At 66.8% G+C, this 16924-nt stretch carries 8 protein-coding genes; 7 read left to right on the forward strand and 1 reads right to left on the reverse strand.

The window, feature by feature from the left end:
- Window positions 1-61 precede the first annotated feature (61 nt).
- The 7 genes from ACB037_RS07670 (at window position 62) to amoH (ending at window position 15615) form a co-directional block, all read left to right on the forward strand.
- On the forward strand, window positions 62-1249 hold the full coding sequence (locus ACB037_RS07670; protein ID WP_371175134.1) for an isochorismate synthase MenF: 1188 nt from the start codon (window positions 62-64) through the stop codon (window positions 1247-1249).
- Between the two features lie 76 nt (window positions 1250-1325).
- Entirely contained in the window at window positions 1326-2987 is a 1662-nt protein-coding gene (gene amoE, locus ACB037_RS07675; RefSeq protein ID WP_045524968.1) for an amonabactin biosynthesis (2,3-dihydroxybenzoyl)adenylate synthase AmoE, read from the forward strand.
- Window positions 2988-3010: 23 nt separating this feature from the next.
- Window positions 3011-3916 (forward strand): amonabactin biosynthesis bifunctional protein AmoB, encoded by a 906-nt coding sequence (gene amoB, locus ACB037_RS07680; RefSeq protein WP_371175135.1) that lies wholly within the window; start codon window positions 3011-3013, stop codon window positions 3914-3916.
- Complete coding sequence (gene amoF / locus ACB037_RS07685; RefSeq protein WP_371175136.1) at window positions 3913-7029, forward strand: amonabactin biosynthesis non-ribosomal peptide synthetase AmoF; 3117 nt, start codon at window positions 3913-3915, stop codon at window positions 7027-7029. Before amoB ends, amoF begins: the two co-directional genes overlap by 4 nt.
- A gap of 20 nt (window positions 7030-7049) precedes the next feature.
- Complete coding sequence (gene amoA / locus ACB037_RS07690) at window positions 7050-7799, forward strand: amonabactin biosynthesis protein AmoA (RefSeq protein WP_371175137.1); 750 nt, start codon at window positions 7050-7052, stop codon at window positions 7797-7799.
- Window positions 7800-7813: 14 nt separating this feature from the next.
- The gene (gene amoG / locus ACB037_RS07695) at window positions 7814-14074 is read left to right on the forward strand and encodes an amonabactin biosynthesis non-ribosomal peptide synthetase AmoG (RefSeq protein WP_371175138.1); all 6261 of its coding nucleotides are present in this window, start codon (window positions 7814-7816) and stop codon (window positions 14072-14074) included.
- The gene (gene amoH / locus ACB037_RS07700; protein ID WP_371175139.1) at window positions 14071-15615 is read left to right on the forward strand and encodes an amonabactin biosynthesis glycine adenylation protein AmoH; all 1545 of its coding nucleotides are present in this window, start codon (window positions 14071-14073) and stop codon (window positions 15613-15615) included. The genes amoG and amoH overlap by 4 nt, the downstream gene beginning before the upstream one ends.
- Window positions 15616-15821: 206 nt before the next feature.
- On the opposite strand, the gene ACB037_RS07705 is transcribed toward amoH, so the two are convergent.
- Window positions 15822-16760, reverse strand: coding sequence for an iron-siderophore ABC transporter substrate-binding protein (locus ACB037_RS07705; RefSeq protein ID WP_042017262.1), 939 nt, complete (start codon window positions 16758-16760; stop codon window positions 15822-15824).
- Between the last annotated feature and the right edge of the window lie 164 nt (window positions 16761-16924).

Here is a 16924-nt window from a genome sequence, read left to right on the forward strand (position 1 = left end):
ACCGCCGCACAAAGTCAAACTGATAATCATTATCATTTTGAATCTTCTTTGAGGGTATGACGTGAAGACTCGAGTAATGGACAATGGCACACCTGCCGAGGCGAAGATGTCGCCTGATTTCTTGTTTACCTCGTGTCAGGGCACGATCAGTGCCACTGACCTGGGGCAACCCATCACCACCCCCGCCTGCGAGTGGCCCCTGCTGGCACAGCAGATAACCCTGGCCCTCGATGCCGCCAGGGCTGCCGGCCAGAGCAACCCCCTGCTCATCGGTGCTTTTGCGTTTGATCCGGCAGAGGCTTCCTGCCTCTATGTGCCCGGCCGTTATGAGCGGAGCGAGAAACTGGCCCCGACAGAGCCGACACCGGCGACAGAAGTGGAGCAGACCGTCGAGGCCAACCGGGTCATCTCGGTGCAGAGCACCCCGCCGGCCAGCGAATTCCAGGCCTCGGTCAGTGCGGCGCTGGATGCGTTTGCACAAGGCAAGCTCGCCAAGGTGGTGCTGTCGCGCAAACTCACCCTTACCCTGCACCAGCCTGCCGACCCTAAGCAGGTGATGGCCCGTTTGATGGCCCAGAATCCCCACGCCTTCCACTTCTCCCTGCCGCTCGGCCAGGACCGCCGCCTGCTGGGCGCCAGCCCGGAGCTGCTGCTGCGGGTCAGCGGGGGAGAGGTGTTCACCCACCCGTTGGCGGGTTCCGCCCGTCGGGCGAGCGAACCGGCGCAAGACGAAATGGTGGCCCGGGATCTGCTGGCCTCTCGCAAGGATCAGCATGAACACAAGTTGGTGATCGACGAGATCCGCCGGGTGCTGACCCCCCACTGCCGCGAGCTGGCGATCCCCGCTCATCCCTCGCTGATGAGCACGGATACCCTCTGGCATCTGGGCACTCCCATCGCTGGCCGGCTCAATGGCGGCGAGGCGTCGGTGCTCTCCTTGGCCTGCCAGCTGCATCCCACCCCGGCCCTGTGCGGCTATCCCACCGAACTCGCCCGCCAGTTCATCCGCGAGCAGGAGCCCTTCCGGCGAGCCCTGTTCAGCGGCATCGTTGGCTGGTGCGACAGCCAGGGCAACGGCGAGTGGGCCGTGGTGATCCGTTGCGGCGTGCTCGATGGCCATCAGGTCGAGCTGTTTGCCGGCGCCGGTATCGTCGCGGGCTCGGATCCCGCCATGGAGTGGGCCGAGACCGGCACCAAGCTGGGCACCATGCTCAAGGCACTGGGCCTGAGTCCGGAGGTCGCGCAATGACGCAGCTTCAATATCTGGGCTGGCAGAGTGGACAGCCGAATCTGGAAGCCCTGGGCCTGGGCTTGGAGGTGGCGCAATGAGCCAATTCAACCGCTTCCTGCCCTATACCCGCTGGCCCGACGAATTGGCCCAGCAGTACCGCACCAAGGGCTATTGGCGCGGCGAGCCACTGACCACCATACTGGCGCGCCAGTGCGAGCTGGCCCCCGACGCCGAGGCGATCCTCTGCGGCGAGCGCCGCTTCAGCTATCGCGAGCTGGACGCCGCCTCGAGCCGGCTGGCCGCGAATCTGGCCCGCCACGGCCTGGGGGTGGGGGACACCGCGCTGGTGCAGCTCCCCAACGTGGCCGAGTTCTATCTGGTGTTCTTCGCCCTGCTCAAAGCCGGCATCGCGCCGGTCAATGCGCTCTTTAGCCACAACCGGCTGGAGCTCCTCTCTTATGCCGAGCAGATCACACCGCGCCTCTTTATCGGCTCGCTGGCTCATCCGCTGTTTGCGAGCAAGGGTCGCGAGAGCGAGCTGCTGACAACCATCGGCGCCGAGCTGGTGCTGCTGGATGGCGATGGGGAGGAGCTGGGGCTGACCCACTGGTTGACGAAGGGGGATGAGAGTGAGCCAGTGAAATATGGCCCGACCCCGGCGGACGAGGTGGCCTTCTTCCAGCTCTCCGGTGGCAGCACCGGCACCCCCAAGCTCATCCCCCGCACCCACGACGATTACCTGTACAGCGTGCGCCGCAGCAACGAAATTTGCGGCCTCGGCCCCCATACCCACTATCTGTGCGCCCTGCCGGCGCCCCACAACTTCCCCCTGAGCTCCCCCGGGGCGCTCGGTGTATTCGAGGCGGGCGGCACCGTGGTGCTCGCCCCCGATCCCAGCCCCATCAGCTGTTTCCCGCTGATCGCCCGCCACCGGGTCAATCTCACCTCGCTGGTGCCGCCGGCGGTCTCGCTCTGGCTGCAGGCCGCGGAAGCGGATCCCACAGCGCGCACTCAGCTCGAGAGCCTCGACTTGCTGCAAGTGGGCGGCGCCAAGCTGGGGGAGGCGGTGGCCAGCAAGATTGGGCCGCTGCTGGGTTGCCGGCTGCAGCAGGTGTTCGGCATGGCGGAAGGGCTGGTCAACTACACCCGGCTGGACGACCCCGACGAGAAGGTGATCCATACCCAGGGCCGCCCCATGAGCCCGGATGACGAGGTGCGCATCCTCGATGAGGCGGGCAATCCGGTTGCCCCCGGCGAGCCTGGCGCCCTGCACACCCGCGGCCCCTATACCTTCCGCGGCTACTACCAGAGCCCGGCCCACAACGCCCGGGTGTTCGATGCCGATGGCTTCTACTGCTCCGGCGATCTGGTGGTACAGGATGCCGATGGTTACCTCACCGTGGTGGGGCGGCAAAAGGATCAGATCAACCGGGGCGGCGAGAAGATCGCGGCGGAAGAGGTGGAAAACCAGCTGCTGCATCATCCGGCCATCACCCATGCGGCCCTGGTCTCCATGCCCGACAGCGCCATGGGGGAGAAGAGCTGCGCCTTCATCGTCAGCACGGATCCCGCCTTGAAGCCGCTGGCCTTGCGCAAGTTTCTGCGCGAGCGCGGGGTGGCGGACTTCAAGCTGCCCGACCGTTTCGAAACTCTGGACGCCCTGCCCATGACGGCGGTGGGCAAGATTGACAAGCAGGGGCTGCGGGCGCGCATTGCGCACGCCATCGCCGCCAACCAGCCCCTGACAACAGCATAAAACTAAAAAGGAATCATGACGTTATGGCTATCCCAACCCTGAACAATTACGCCATGCCCAGCCAGTGGAAGGCCAACAAGGTCAACTGGTCTCTGGATCCCAAGCGCGCCGCCCTGCTGATCCACGACATGCAGGAGTACTTCACCGCCTTCTATGGCGAAAACAGCCCGCTGATCGCGGCGCTCACCGAGCGCCTGGCCGCCGTGCGCAAGCAGTGCAAGGCCCTCGGCATCCCGGTCTTCTACACCGCCCAGCCCAAGGATCAATCCCCTGAAGATCGCGCCCTGCTCAACGACATGTGGGGCCCGGGTCTCAACAAGCGGCCCGAGCAGCAGGTGGTGGCAGCGCTGCGCCCGGAGCGTGACGACACCGTGCTGGTCAAATGGCGTTACAGCGCCTTCCAGCGCTCCGAGCTGGAGCAGATGCTCAAAGCGCTGGGGCGGGATCAGCTGATCATCGGCGGCATCTACGGCCATATCGGCTGCATGATGACCGCCTGCGACGCCTTCATGCGCGACATCCAGCCCTTCTTTCTGGCGGACGGGGTGGCAGACTTCTCCCTGGCCGATCACCAGATGGCGCTCGATTACGTGGCAACCCGCTGCGGCAAGGTGATCCGCTGCGAGGAGGTGCTGGCCCTTGCGCCGGTTGCCGCTTCTGCCGTCCAGAGCAATCCGTTGCTGACGTATGAGGGGCTCAAGGCGCGGCTGCTGAGTCATATCGACGAGGACGAAGGGGAGTTTGACCCCGACGAGAACCTCATCGACTACGGTCTGGATTCGGTGCGGATCATGGCCCTGCTCACCGAGTGGCGCGCCGCCGGGGTGGAGCTCGGCTTCGTGGATCTCGCCAAGCTGCCGACCCTCAATGGCTGGTGGCGCCTCATCGAGGCCAGGCTGGCAGCCCAGGCGCTGGAGGTGACCCCATGAACCGCTTCCCCTTGACCATTCCCCAGCAGGGGCTCTGGTCCGGACATCTGCTCAATGACGACAAGGCGATGTTCAACACCGCCGAGTGCATCGCCTTCGACGGCAAGGTCGAGGCGGCCGTGCTGGTCGCGGCCCTTGCCAAGGCGGTGGGGGAGTGCGAGGCACTCAAGGGCCACTTCGAAGACGATAAGGAGGCGGTCTGCTTCGTCTCGCATGAGCTGCCCCTGGCCTATGAAGAGGTTTCCCTTGAGCGCGATGACGAGACGCTGGCCCGCGCCTGGGCCTGGGCCGATCTGCGCCGCCCGTTCGAGCTGACCCAAGAGGCACCCTGCCGTTTCGCCCTGCTGCGCGGCCCCGGCCGCGATTATCTCTACAGCTGCGTGCACCACATCGCCCTCGACGGCTTTGGCACCACCTTGCTGTTCCAGCGCATCGCCGAACTGTATGCCGAGGGGCTGGCCGGTGAGATGAACTCCCCATCCCCCTTCGGCTCTCTGGCGGAGGTGCTGGCCGAAGAGGCGAGCCGCGAGCAGAGCGGCAAGAACGCCGCCGCCCGCGCCTTCTGGCAGGAGCAGCTGCAAGGCTGGCCCGAGGTGAAGTCCTTTGGCGAGACCCACGCACCGATTGCCGCCGACTTTATCCGCGAGAGCCGTCCGCTGCCGGCGGCGCTGTGGCAATCCCTGACCGGCTTTGCCGACGAGCACAAGCTGGGCTGGCCCGATCTGCTGCTGGCCGGCCTCTCGGCTCAGTTGTCGCTGTCGAGCGGCCAGAATAAGACACTGCTCGGACTGATGATGATGAACCGCATCGGCTCGGCGTCGCTGACCGTGCCCTGCATGCAGATGAACATCACCCCCCTTGCTCTGGAGCTCGAAGAGGGGCTGGATCTTGCGGGGGCTGCCGGCGCCGTGGCCAAGGCCAAGCGCGGGGTGCGCAAGCACCAGCACTACCGCTACGAGCTGCTGCGCCGCGACCTTGGCCTGGTGGGGGGCGACAAACGCCTGTTCGGCCCGCTGGTCAACATCATGCCGTTCGATCACGCTCGCCGCTTCGGGCCGCTATCTGCCCATATTCTCAACATCAGCGCCGGCCCGGTGGAGGATCTCACCATCGAGGTGCAGGTCGGCGTCGATGGCCAGCCACGCCTGGATCTGGACGCCAACCCCGGCTGCTACTGTCAGGCCGATCTGGCGGTCATCGCCGATACCCTGTTTGCCCTGCTGGGCCGCTGGCTGACCGAGCCCGCCCAGACGCTGGGGGGGCTCAAGGCCGACTGGCTGGCCGAGCAGCGGGCCAGCGCCCTGATCGACGGCCCCGCCCATGAAGCTCTCCAGGTGCGGCCGGTGCTGGAGGCGCTCTGCCACTTCGCCGCCCAGACCCCGCACAAGATTGCCTTGATTCAGAGCACGGAGCAGGGAGAGGCCCGCTTCAGCTACGAGGCGCTGCTGGCCAGATCCGAACAGATGGCGGCCGCCCTGCAGGCCGCAGGCGTCGTCCCCGGCGACAAGGTGGGGGTCATGCTGGCCCGCACCCCACAGGCCATCTTCGCCCAGCTGGCGGTGCTGCTGGCGGGCGCCGTCTATGTGCCCCTCGACCCCGAGCAGCCGCTGGAGCGTCAGGGCCATATCCTGCGGCTGGGGGAGGTCAAGACCCTGATCACCCAGGCCGAGTACCGCCACAAGCTGGCCAGCCTGTTTGAGGGCCGTACTCTCTTGGTTGGGGATCTGCTGGCGGGGGATCTGGTGAGCGGTGATCGGCTCAACCAGCCGGCCGCCGGCCGCGCCGTCGCCTACCTGATGTTCACCTCGGGCTCGACCGGTCTGCCCAAAGGGGTGGCGGTGAGCCACGGCGCGCTGGATCACTTCGCCGCCGCCGCCCGCTGCCGTTATCACCTGGATGAAGAGGCGCGGATGTTGCAATTCGCCCCCTTCAACTTCGACGCCAGCATCGAGGAGGTGTTCGCCACCTTGAGCGCCGGTGCCACCCTGGTGCTGCGCACCGACGCCCTGCTCGAATCCATGCCCGCCTTTGCGGCCGGGGTGGAGCAGATGGGGATCACCCACCTCGACCTGCCCACCGCGTTCTGGAACGAGTGGGTGGTGGCGCTGACGGCGGGTCAGGCCCATATCCCTGCCAATCTGGCCACCGTCATCATCGGCGGCGAGGCGGTCTACCCCGAGCAGCTGGCCCAGTGGCAGCGTCAGGGCCGCTCCGATGTGCGCCTCTTCAACACCTACGGCCCCACCGAGACCACAGTGGTGGTGACCACCCAGGAGCTGCAACAGGAAGATCCGAGCCAGGCCCAGTTGCCCATCGGCCTGCCGCTGGCCGGCATGCTGGCGCTCGTTCTGGGGGCGGGGGAGCAACCTGCCGAGGAAGGAGAGTTGGTGCTGCTTGGCCCGCAGCTGGCCAACGGCTATGTGGGTGGCGTGCAAGGCAGCTTCGATACCTTGCGGGTTGGTGCGGAGCTGATGCCCGTCTATCGCACCGGCGATCGAGTTCGCTTGGTGGCCGGCCGGCTGGTCTACCTCGGCCGGCGCGACAACGAGTTCAAGATAAGTGGCTATCGCATCCAGCCCGGTGAGGTGGAGGCCCAGCTGCTGGCCCTGCCGGGGGTGGATGAGGCCTGCGTGCAGGGGGTGAGCATCGGCAGCGTGCGCCGGCTGGTGGCCTTCGTGGCGGGGCCGGAGCGCGACAGCCGGGTCATCAAGGCGCAGCTGGCCAGGGTGCTGCCTGCCGCCATGATCCCCACCGATTATCGCCACTATGACCAGCTGCCTCGCACCGGCTCCAACAAGCTGGATCGCAAGGCCTTGCTGGCCGCCTACCAGGCGGGCGGTGAAGCCCTGACCCTGGGCAGCGAGACCGAGAACCGGGTCGGCGCCATCTGGCAGCAGATCCTGGGGCTCGCCACCATGGCGCCCACGGACAACTTCTTCGAACTGGGGGGCCAGTCCCTGCAGACCATCCAGATAGTCAACCGGCTCGGCGCCGAGTTCGGGGTGCAAGTCAAGGTCTCCGACGTGTTCGATCACCCTCGGCTGGATGATTTCTGCCGTTTCCTCGACGGCCTGCTTGCCGAGGACGAAGAGAGCGTGGAGATGGTGTGGTGATGAGCAAGGAGCAACAAGCAATGGCCTTTGATTTTACTGGCAAGCGGGTCTGGGTGACCGGAGCCGGGCGCGGCATCGGCCGCGAGGTGGCAACGCAGTTCGTGGCGGCAGGCGCCGCCGTTGTGGGGCTGGACCTGGCGTTTCCCGAAGCCGACTACCCCTATGCCACCCGGCTGCTCGATATCGGCGACTCGAAGGCGGTCAACGCCTGCTGCGCAGCGCTGCTGGCGGACGGCGGGCTCGATGTGCTGGTCAACGGGGCCGGTGTGCTGCGCCTCGGCTCCACCGAAACCTTAAGCGATGACGACTGGCACGACTGCATGACGGTCAACGCCAGCGGCGCCTTCTATCTGCTGCGGGCCCTGGTGCCCCACTTCAAGGAGCAGCAGCGCGGCGCCATCGTCACCATCGGCTCCAACGCCGCCCATGTACCGCGCATGCAGATGGCGGCCTACTGCGCCTCCAAGGCGGCGGTCACCAGCTTGACCCAGACGGTGGGGCTGGAGCTGGCCCCCTTCGGCGTGCGCGCCAACCTGGTGTCGCCGGGCTCGACGGATACCCCCATGCTGCGCGGCATGCTGCCAAGCGAGGAGGCCATGGCCCGCACCATTGCCGGGTTGCCGGAGCAGTTCAAGCTCGGCATCCCCCTGCGCAAGGTAGCCACTCCGGCGGAGATCGCCCATACCGTCCTCTTCCTGGCCTCGGATCTGGCCAGCCACATCACGCTGCAGGATCTGGTCGTCGACGGCGGCGCCACCCTGAGTGCCTGAGGCTTGAGAAACAGATGAACAATATGATTTTGCTGTTGAAACAGCTGGAACGGCAGGGGGTCAAGCTGGCCCTGAACGACAAGGGCCAGCTTATCTCCCAGTCGAGCAAGGAGGCGGTGACGCCGTCCATCGGCGCCACCATCAAGGCCCACAAGGATGAGCTGGTGCGCTGCCTGGCGGCCCGCGCCGCCTTCGAAGAACCAATCGCCGCCGGGGGCGCCCGGCAGGGGCCGCTCTCCTCGTCCCAGAGCGGGCTCTGGTTTATCGAGCAGTACGAGGAGGCCTCCCACCTCTACAACATGCCGGTCTATTTTCGCGTCAAGGGAGAGCTGGACACGGCGGCGCTGGAGTTTGCCTTCGACCACCTGTTCGCCCGCCACCCGAGCATGCGCACCCGCTTCATCAAGGACGAGGCGGGCAGGGGGGCCCAGGAGATCCTGCCCCACACGCCCTTCAAGCTGCAGATAGAGGATGTCAGCGCAGAGCCCATTGCTGAGCGGGAGGCCTATGTGGCTCGCCGGGTGCGCGAGGAGATTGGACGTCCCTTCTCCCTGACCCAGGGGGATCTCAGCCGGGTGCATCTTATTCGGCTGGGCAGCCGCGAGCACGTGCTGCTGATCACCCAGCACCACATCATCTCCGACGGCTGGTCGGTCAAGAACATGTTTGCGGATCTCAAGCGCGCCTTTCTTGCCCACCAGAACCGCGAGCCCTTGCAGGTGAGCGAGCTGCCGCTCACCTACATCGACTATGCCCGCTGGTTCAACTCACCGCGTTTTCTCGATTATCACGCCGAGTTCAAGCCGTTCTGGGTCGATCGGCTCGGTGGCAGCCCCGAGGTGCACGGTCTGCCGCTCGACAAGCCGCGCCCGGCCCATCAGGACAGCGGCGGCGAGCTGGTCTTCTCCACCATCGACAACGCGCTGTGGGAGAGCTTCAAGCGCCTCTGCCAGCGCCACAGCACCTCCAACTTCATCGGCCTGCACGCCTTGTTTGCCTTGCTGATGGTGCGCCAGAGCGGTGAGAAGGAGGTGGTGATCGGCACCCCGCTCGCCTATCGTGAGCGCCACGAGATCGAGTCCCTGGTGGGCTTTTTCGTCAATACCCTGGTGCTGCGCACTCAACTCAGCGGCAAGCCCAGCTTTGTCGACTATCTGCAGCAGTGTCGGGAAGAAGATTTAGCTGCTTTTGACCATCAACTCTATCGGTTTGAGGCGCTGGCTGAGGCCATCGGCGCGGATCGTACTACCGCCATCAACCCCATCTTCCAGATCATGCTGGTGTATCAGGCCAAGGTGGACTTCAACGATCTCATCCCCGGTTGCCAGCTGGTGGAGGAGACCTCGCCGGTGTTGCCGGCCAAGACCGACATCTCGGTCAAGGTGACCGAGCTGATGGATTCCGTCAGGGTGGATTGGCTGTTTGCCACCGCCCTGTTTGAGCGGGAGACCATCCAGGCTTATGCCGATCGTCTGCTGCACCTGATGCGCGCCGTGGTGGCGGCCCCCGAGACCGACATCTGGCAACTGCCGCTGGAGGCGGGCACCGACCAGGCCGCGCTGGCCGCCGAGCTTGCCGACCTGCCACCGGATTACCCGAGCCGCGATACCCTGCTCTGTCATATCGAGCGGCGGGCCACGCAGTTGCCGGACGTGCTGGCGGTCAGCGACGGTGCGCAATCGTTGACCTATGGCGAGCTGGAGGTGCGAGCCAACCAGTTGGCCCACTGGTTGCAGGCTCGCAGCGTTACCCCGGGCGCCGCCATCGGCATCCAGGCCAGGCGCGATGTGGCCTTCGTTATCGCCCTGCTCGCCTGCTGGAAGGCGGGGGCGGCCTATGTGCCGCTGGATCCTGCCTATCCCGCCGAGCGGCTGGCCCATATCCTTGGCGATGCATCCATCAGCCTGGTGCTGGGTGGCGTGCCGGATCCGCGGCTTGGCGAGGCGCTGGCGGGCACGACGGCCGAATATCACGATCTGCACGGGCTGGCGCTGGACAAGATGCCAGCCAGCACGCCTGCACTGCCTCGGGACGCCGCCATGCTGGCCCAGATCATCTACACCTCCGGCAGCACCGGCCTGCCCAAGGGGGTCATGGTGGAGCAGGGCAGCCTGGTCAACCTGATGGCGGATCACGGTGAGCGCATCGCCCTTGATCAGAATGGCGCCATGTTCAACTGCATGTCCCTCTCGTTTGATGCCGGCAACATGACCAGCTTGCTGCCGCTCTACTGCGGCGCGGCCCTGCACTTCGGCGAGCCGGGTGAGGGGGTGATCAGTGCCGCGCTTGCTTGCGGCGCCAGCCACATGATTTTGCCGACCGCCCTGCTCGCCAACCTGCTGCCACCGACGGATCTCGGTTCCCTCAAGGCCATCGGTTTTGGCGGCGAGGCGTGCCCGAGCAGCCTGGTGGAGCGCTGGGGGGAGCGGGTGGCGCTGTTCAACATGTACGGCCCGACCGAGTGCACCGTCACCGCGCTCTGCGCGCGGCTCACTCCGGGGGCGCCCATCACAATCGGTCGACCCGTCAACAACCTGAAGGCGCTGATCCTGGACGAGGCGGGCAACCCCTGCCCGGTGGGGGTGCCCGGCGAGCTCTGCCTGGCGGGGCTGGGGCTGGCCCGCGGCTACCTCAATCTGCCGGAGCGCACTCAGGAGGCCTTTATCGAGCTGGCGCTGGCGGCACGAACCCATCGCCTCTATCGCACCGGCGATCGGGCCCTGCTGCGCCGCGACGGCAACATCCAGTATCTGGGCCGGATAGACGAGCAGATCAAGCTGCGCGGCTATCGCATCGAGCCGGGTGAGATAGAGACCCGGCTTGCCGAATTGTGCCCGGCCATCCGCCAGATCAAGGTGGTGGTGCAGGAGGGGCGCCTGCTCGCTTACGCCTGTTTGCAGGCCGGGGCAAGGGAGCCCGACGGCGATGCCCTGCTGCAGCGGGCCGGCGAGTGCCTGCCCGAATACATGGTGCCGGCGCGCCTGTGCTGGCTGCCCGAGATGCCACTCACCCCCAACGGCAAGCTGGACTTGCGCCGCCTGCCCGCCATCGTCTGGCTGCAGAGCAAGGGCGAGCCGCAAAACGAACTGGAGCAGACCGTGCTTGCCATCTGGCAAGGGGTGCTCAAGCAACCGCTCGGGGTGGAGGATGACTTCTTCCGCTTAGGTGGTGACTCCATCCTCAGCATCCAGCTCACTACCCGGTTGCGGGATGCGGGGCTGCACTGCAGCGTGAAGGACGTGTTCGAAGCCAAGACGGTGCGCCGCCTCTGCCGCCAGCTCGGCCAGCAGCAAGCCGTCAGCCACAGAAGCGAGCAGGGCAGCCTGACCGGCGAGTTCCCGCTCCACCCCATTCAGCACTGGTTCTTCGAACAGGGCTTTGCCAAGTCCGGTCACTGGAACCAGGGGGTGATCCTGCGTCTGCCGGCCGGGGTGGACGATGAGGCCCTGCGCGGCTGGCTGAATGCCCTGCGCCAGCACCACGATGCCCTGCGCCTGGCGGTGACCCCGACCGGCCAGCGCTACCTGGCCGAACTGCCATTGCCGCCGCTGCCGACCCTGGATGCCGCCAATTTCGATGAGGCCAAGCTGCAGGCCCGCCTGACCGAGCTGCAGGGAGATTTCGACCCTGCCAGCGGCCACACCCTGGCCTGGGCCCGCCTGCGCAATCTCGCCCTCGAGGGGGCGCGCGAGGGCGAGACGGTGGAGGGGCTCTTCCTCGCCTTCCATCACCTGGTCATCGATGCGGTCTCCTGGCGCATTCTGGCCGAAGATCTGGCCCGGGTGAGCAGGGGCGAGCCGCTGCCCGCCAAGGGCAGCAGCTATCGCCAGTGGGGCGAGGGGCTCGCAGCCTACGCCAAACGGGAAGAGGATCAGCTTGGCTTCTGGTTGGCTCAGGGGGAGGGCAGCCAGGGTCACCTGCTGGAAGCGGCGCGCGCCGCCGATGGCCGCGCCGCCGCCAGCCTGCTGCAACTGAGTCAGGAGACCACTGCCCGGCTCATCGACACCGCCAACCAGGCCTACTTCACCCGGGTGCCCGACCTGCTGCTGGCGGCACTGACTCGTACCCTGAGCGAGCAGGGTTACGGCAGCCGTCACTGCGTGATGCTGGAAGGACACGGTCGTGAGGCCATCGATGCTGAACTCGACGTGAGCCGTACCCTGGGCTGGTTCACCAGCACCTACCCGCTGGCGCTGGCGGATGCCGGAGCGTGGGATGCGCTGGTGTGCGCCACCAAGGAGCAGCTGCGCGCCGTGCCGGACAAGGGGGTGGGCTTCAACGCCCTGCGACTGCACCACCCCCGTGGGTCTGAGCTGCCCCAGGCCCTGGTGGTCTTCAACTACCTGGGGGTCAGCCATCAGGGCGAGGCCGCTCAGCCCTGGCAGCCCCTGCCCGTGGCGCCGGGGGCCCCCACGTCCCCTGACAACCTGCCGCGCGAGCTGGTCAGCCTGCACGGGGGCGTGTTTGATGGCCGTCTCACCCTGCGCCAGGTGGGCGCCCTCAACCAGCAGGCGAGCGACGCCCTGATGGCAAGGCTGGCGGACAACCTGACGGCGCTGGTGGAGCACTGCTGCACGGTGAAGGCTCCGCGCCATACCCCGAGCGACTTCCCGGGGCTTGGCCTCTCGCAAGCCGCGCTCGATGGGGTGCTGAGCGGACGCGAAGTGGAGACCCTGCTGCCCATGACCTCGCTTCAGCAGAGCATGTTCCATCACAGGGCGTTGCTGCCCCGAGATCACGCCTATCACCTGCAGACCGAGATGGACTATCACCAGCCGCTGGACGTGGCGGTCTACCGTCAGGCTTGGCAGGGGCAGATCGCCCGCTGGCCGGCCCTTCGCAGCGAGCTGGTGCTGGCGGATGGGGTGGCGCTCCAGCGCATCCTCAAGCACGCCGAGTTGCCATTCCACTATGAGGACTTGTCTGAAGTGGGTAATGCAGAGGCACGGATCCAGGCCTACCGCGAGCAGGATCTGGCCCGCCCGATCCCGCTGGAGCAGGCCCCCCTGCTGCGCCTTGCCTGCTTCAAAGTGGCCCCCGATCACCACAAGGTTGTCTTCAGCGCCCATCACGGCGTGCTGGATGGCTGGAGCGGCCCCGTGTTGCTGGGGTCCTTGCATCGGGGCTATCAGGCGCTGATGAACGGCCTGTTGCCGCAGGGCGAGCCGGATACCGCCTGGCTCGAATTTGGCCGCCATATCGCCAGCCAAGCACGCAGCGCCGACGCCTACTGGCAGGGGCGGGGCGAGCTCTTGGCAACGCCCAACGATCTCGCCTGCCTGTTCGGGGTGACGCTGGACGCGGGCTCAAGCGGGCGCCATACCCAGCAGCGACCGGCGGTGTGCGCCACGGCGCTGCCGACCGAGGTGGCGACCTTGCTCGCCCATCGTGCCCGCGACCTTGGCGTGACCGCGGGCCTGTTGGCCCAATATGCCTGGCACCGTCTGCTGGCAGGCCGCTCTGGCGATGCCGTCACCCTGGTGGGCAACGTGACCCCGGGCCGGGATTACCCCATCGAGGGGATCACCGCAAGCGTCGGGCTCTACATCAACAGCCTGCCGTTGGCGCTGGCGTGGCACACCGAGCTGACCCTGGCCGAGCACATCGCCCGGTTGCAGACCGACCTGATGGCACTCAATGAGCACGGCACCCAGTCGCTGGCGGCACTGACCAAAGGCCGGTCGCGTCTGTTCCAGAGTCTGTTCGTGTTTGAGAACTACCCCATGCCGGCAACCCCTGTCGCCCCCGAGCCTCACCAGCTGGTGCCGCGCTTTGGCACCGTGGTGGAGAAGGTGGAGCTGCCGCTCTCCTTGGTGGTCAGCAGCCGGGGCGAGACGCTCCAACTGCGCCTCGAATTCGACGGCGAGCAGATCCCCGAGGCCCGGACCGAGGCGGTGCTGGCTGACTGGCTGGCCGAACTCGCCTGGCTGGCACAGGCGGATCTGAGCCAGCCGGCCAGCGTGGCGGCGGTACAGTCCCCGGTGATGCCGCAGGTGGTAGCCACCAGGGCGGAGCCCAGCCTGGCTCAGCCGCCGGCCGAGGCCCGCGTGCTGGTGGCCCTGTGGGAGCGCCAGTGCGGCGTGCCCGGGATCTGGCTGCAGACCCTGTGTGAACTCGGGGTGGATTCGGTGCAGCAGCTCGCCCTGCTGGCGGCCCTCAACGAGGCGTTTGGCCAGGATCGGGCGCCACTTACCCTGCAGACGCTCAAGGCCCATCCATCCCCCAGCCGGCTCTATCGGCACTGGCTGGTAAGCCAAACGGAGGCAGCGTTATGACGGTGACCATCAAGCATGAGGCTCCGCTCGTGCAAACCCGGCCTGCACCCCGTGAGGGGGCGGCCAACCTGGGCGCGCGGCTGGCGGCCTGTCTGGCCGCCACTCCGCTGGCCCCCGCCATCCGTATGGGCGGGGAGGGCATCAGTGAGGGCGGTTCAGATGAGCAGTGGCTCAGCTACGGCGCGCTCAATGTCAGAGTCGGCGAGATTGCCGCGCGATTGCAGGGGCTGGCGGTGGGGGAGCGGGTCGGCCTCTATCTCTCCCGCAGCCCCGATCTGGTGGCCAGCCTGCTGGCCTGCCTGCGGCTCGGTCTCACCTTCGTGCCCCTTGAGCCGGACTTTCCGGTGGAGCGGCTGCAGGGGATCGCCCGTCAGGCGCGCCTGTCGGCGGTGATCTGCGACGGCGACAGACCGGCCCCCGCCTTCGGCTGTCCGCTGCGTACCCTCGATGGCCCCGCAGCGACAGGGCCCGTCTCCTGGCCCCAGGTGGATGACGCCCTGGCCGCCTACATGATGTTCACCTCGGGCTCCACCGGCGAGCCCAAGGGGGTGGTCATCAGCCGGCGGGCCCTGCTCTGCTTCCTCGACGGGATCCGCGAGCGGCTCGGGTTATCACCTGGCTGCCATTGGCTCTTCATCACCACCCCGGCCTTCGACATCTCCCTGCTGGAGATGCTGGGGCCGCTTTGGGGCGGTGGTCGGCTGACGGTGGCCGGCGGCGAGCACAACAAGGATCCGCTGGGAATGATGGCGCTGCTCGAGGCCGATTCCTCCATCAACTGGCTGCAGGCCACCCCGGCCTGCTGGCGTATGCTGCTTAAAGCGGGCTGGCAGGGGCGCAATACCCTCACCGCCCTGTGCGGTGGCGAGGCGCTGGACTCAGGGTTGGCCGAGCAGCTCTGTGCCCGCACCCGGCGGCTGTGGAACTGCTATGGGCCGACCGAGGCCACCGTCTGGTCCCTGGTGAGCGAGGTGCGCTGGCCACCGACTGATGGCCAGATCACCATCAGCCACAGCCTGCCCGGCTATCGGCACTGGGTGCTGGACGAGGCGGGGCAGCAGGTGGCAGAGGGAGAGTGCGGCGAGCTCTGCATCGAGAGCCCGGCCCTGTGCGAGGGGTACTGGCGCAAGCCGGCCTTGACCAGCGCCGCCTTCCTGCGCCTTGCCACCCATCGCCTCTATCGCACCGGTGATCGGGTGCGCCTCCTTGGGGCGGACCGCTTCCTCTATCTGGGGCGGCGCGACGATCAGATCAAGCTGCGCGGTTTTCGCATCGAGCTCGGCGAGGTGGAGGCGGGACTGCGCCGCCAGGCCGGGGTGCAGGAGGCAGCGGTGCGTCTGGTGGGAGAGGGGGACGAGGCCATGCTGGTGGGCTACGTGGAGGCGAAAAGCGGGGTGACCCTCAATCGCCTCGCCCTGCGCAAGGGGTTGCAGGCGACGCTGCCGCACTACATGGTGCCGGCGCGGCTCATCCTGCTGGATGTCCTGCCCAAGACCAGCAGTGGCAAGCTCGACAGAAAGGCGCTGCCATTGCCGGTGTGACAAAGGGCTTGCAGGCTCGATGCCTCAACAACAGGGTGCTGGCACGGATCCTCTTGCTGGATGCCCTGCCCAAGACCGGCAGCGGCAAGCTCGACAGAAAGGCGCTGCCCTTGCCCGAGTAGGCGGCCTTGCCGGACGGTAAGAGCGATGGATAAAAAAGAAGCCCGCATCATGCGGGCTTCTTGTTGGCTGTAAACCGAGGGGGCTTAGTGAGCGATGGGGGCGGCATCCGGTTTGGTGAGCAGGCGCTCGACGTCGTCGATCACCTTGAGGGCCGCCTGGGGGCCGCCGGTGGAGGTCCACAGCGACCCGTCCACGGCGCCGAAGCGCTTGCCCTTGATGGCGCCGAGTTGCTGGAAGGCCGGTGTCTGCTCGGCCTGCTTCATGGCATCCACCGCATCCCCGCTGGTGCTGAGGGTGCCGATCACCAGCCAGTCACCGTCCAGCAGGTTGAGGGATTCGAGGCTCAGGGCCGGGGAGTGGGGGCTCTTGTCGCCAATCTGGTGAGAGGGTCGGGTGAGCCCCATCTCGGTGACCACGCTGCTGGCAAAGGTGCCGCCGTGCATGTAGCTCGGCCCCTTGGGGTTCCAGCGCACTATGCTCATCTGTTCCCCCTGATGCTGGGCGAGCTTGCTGCGGGCCTCTGCCAGGCGGGCCTCATACCGGGTGAGGAACGCCTTGGCCTCGGCCCCCCGGTTCATCGCGTCGGCGCTGCGACCGAACACGGTTTTCCAGGGCTCGCCCCAGTTGCCGGTGACGACGGTGGGGGCGATCTCCTTGAGCAGGGCCAGGAGCTCGGGCTTGGTCTGGCCGGTGAGGATGAGGTCCGGCTCCAGATCGATGAGGGTCTCCAGATTGGGGTTGTCCAGATCCCCGACCACGGCGATCTCCTTGCCCGCCTTGTCCAGCAGATAGCGGGGCAGGGTGGACTGGCCGCGTCCATTGACGGTACCCACCGGCTGCACCCCCAGAGTCAGGGCGCTGTCGAGATCGAGTTCGCTCAACACGACGACCCGCCGGGGCGCATCGGGGACGCTCTGGGGCTGGCCGTTGGCATCGATGACCTGGCGGCTGCCCGCCTGGGCCTGGAAGCCCGTCAGGCTGGCCAGCATGAGCAAGGTGGCCAGCGGGGAGAAGATCTTCATGGTGACATCCTTATGGGTGAAATCGGTGGGCCGGAGTCTGTGGAAAGTGCCTGAGAGCCGCCCGGCCAGCCCCGAATGGGCGGGGACATGCTACCACAAAGCAAGTGAGAAGCGTTGTCATTTGTATTTGTGGCATGACCTCGGCTTGCTTTGGTACCATCGCA

The organism is Aeromonas sp. S19(2024) (assembly GCF_041402625.1).
GTDB lineage: Bacteria > Pseudomonadota > Gammaproteobacteria > Enterobacterales > Aeromonadaceae > Aeromonas > Aeromonas caviae.

What these genes read in the sequence shown, in the direction of transcription:
- amoE (WP_045524968.1), top strand. Translation starts at nt 1,326, where the DNA reads ATGAGCCAATTCAACCGCTTCCTGCCCTATACCCGCTGGCCCGACGAA.
- amoB (WP_371175135.1), top strand. Translation starts at nt 3,011, where the DNA reads ATGGCTATCCCAACCCTGAACAATTACGCCATGCCCAGCCAGTGGAAG.
- amoF (WP_371175136.1), top strand. Translation starts at nt 3,913, where the DNA reads ATGAACCGCTTCCCCTTGACCATTCCCCAGCAGGGGCTCTGGTCCGGA.
- amoA (WP_371175137.1), top strand. Translation starts at nt 7,050, where the DNA reads ATGGCCTTTGATTTTACTGGCAAGCGGGTCTGGGTGACCGGAGCCGGG.
- amoG (WP_371175138.1), top strand. Translation starts at nt 7,814, where the DNA reads ATGAACAATATGATTTTGCTGTTGAAACAGCTGGAACGGCAGGGGGTC.
- amoH (WP_371175139.1), top strand. Translation starts at nt 14,071, where the DNA reads ATGACGGTGACCATCAAGCATGAGGCTCCGCTCGTGCAAACCCGGCCT.
- ACB037_RS07705 (WP_042017262.1), bottom strand. Translation starts at nt 16,760, where the DNA reads ATGAAGATCTTCTCCCCGCTGGCCACCTTGCTCATGCTGGCCAGCCTG.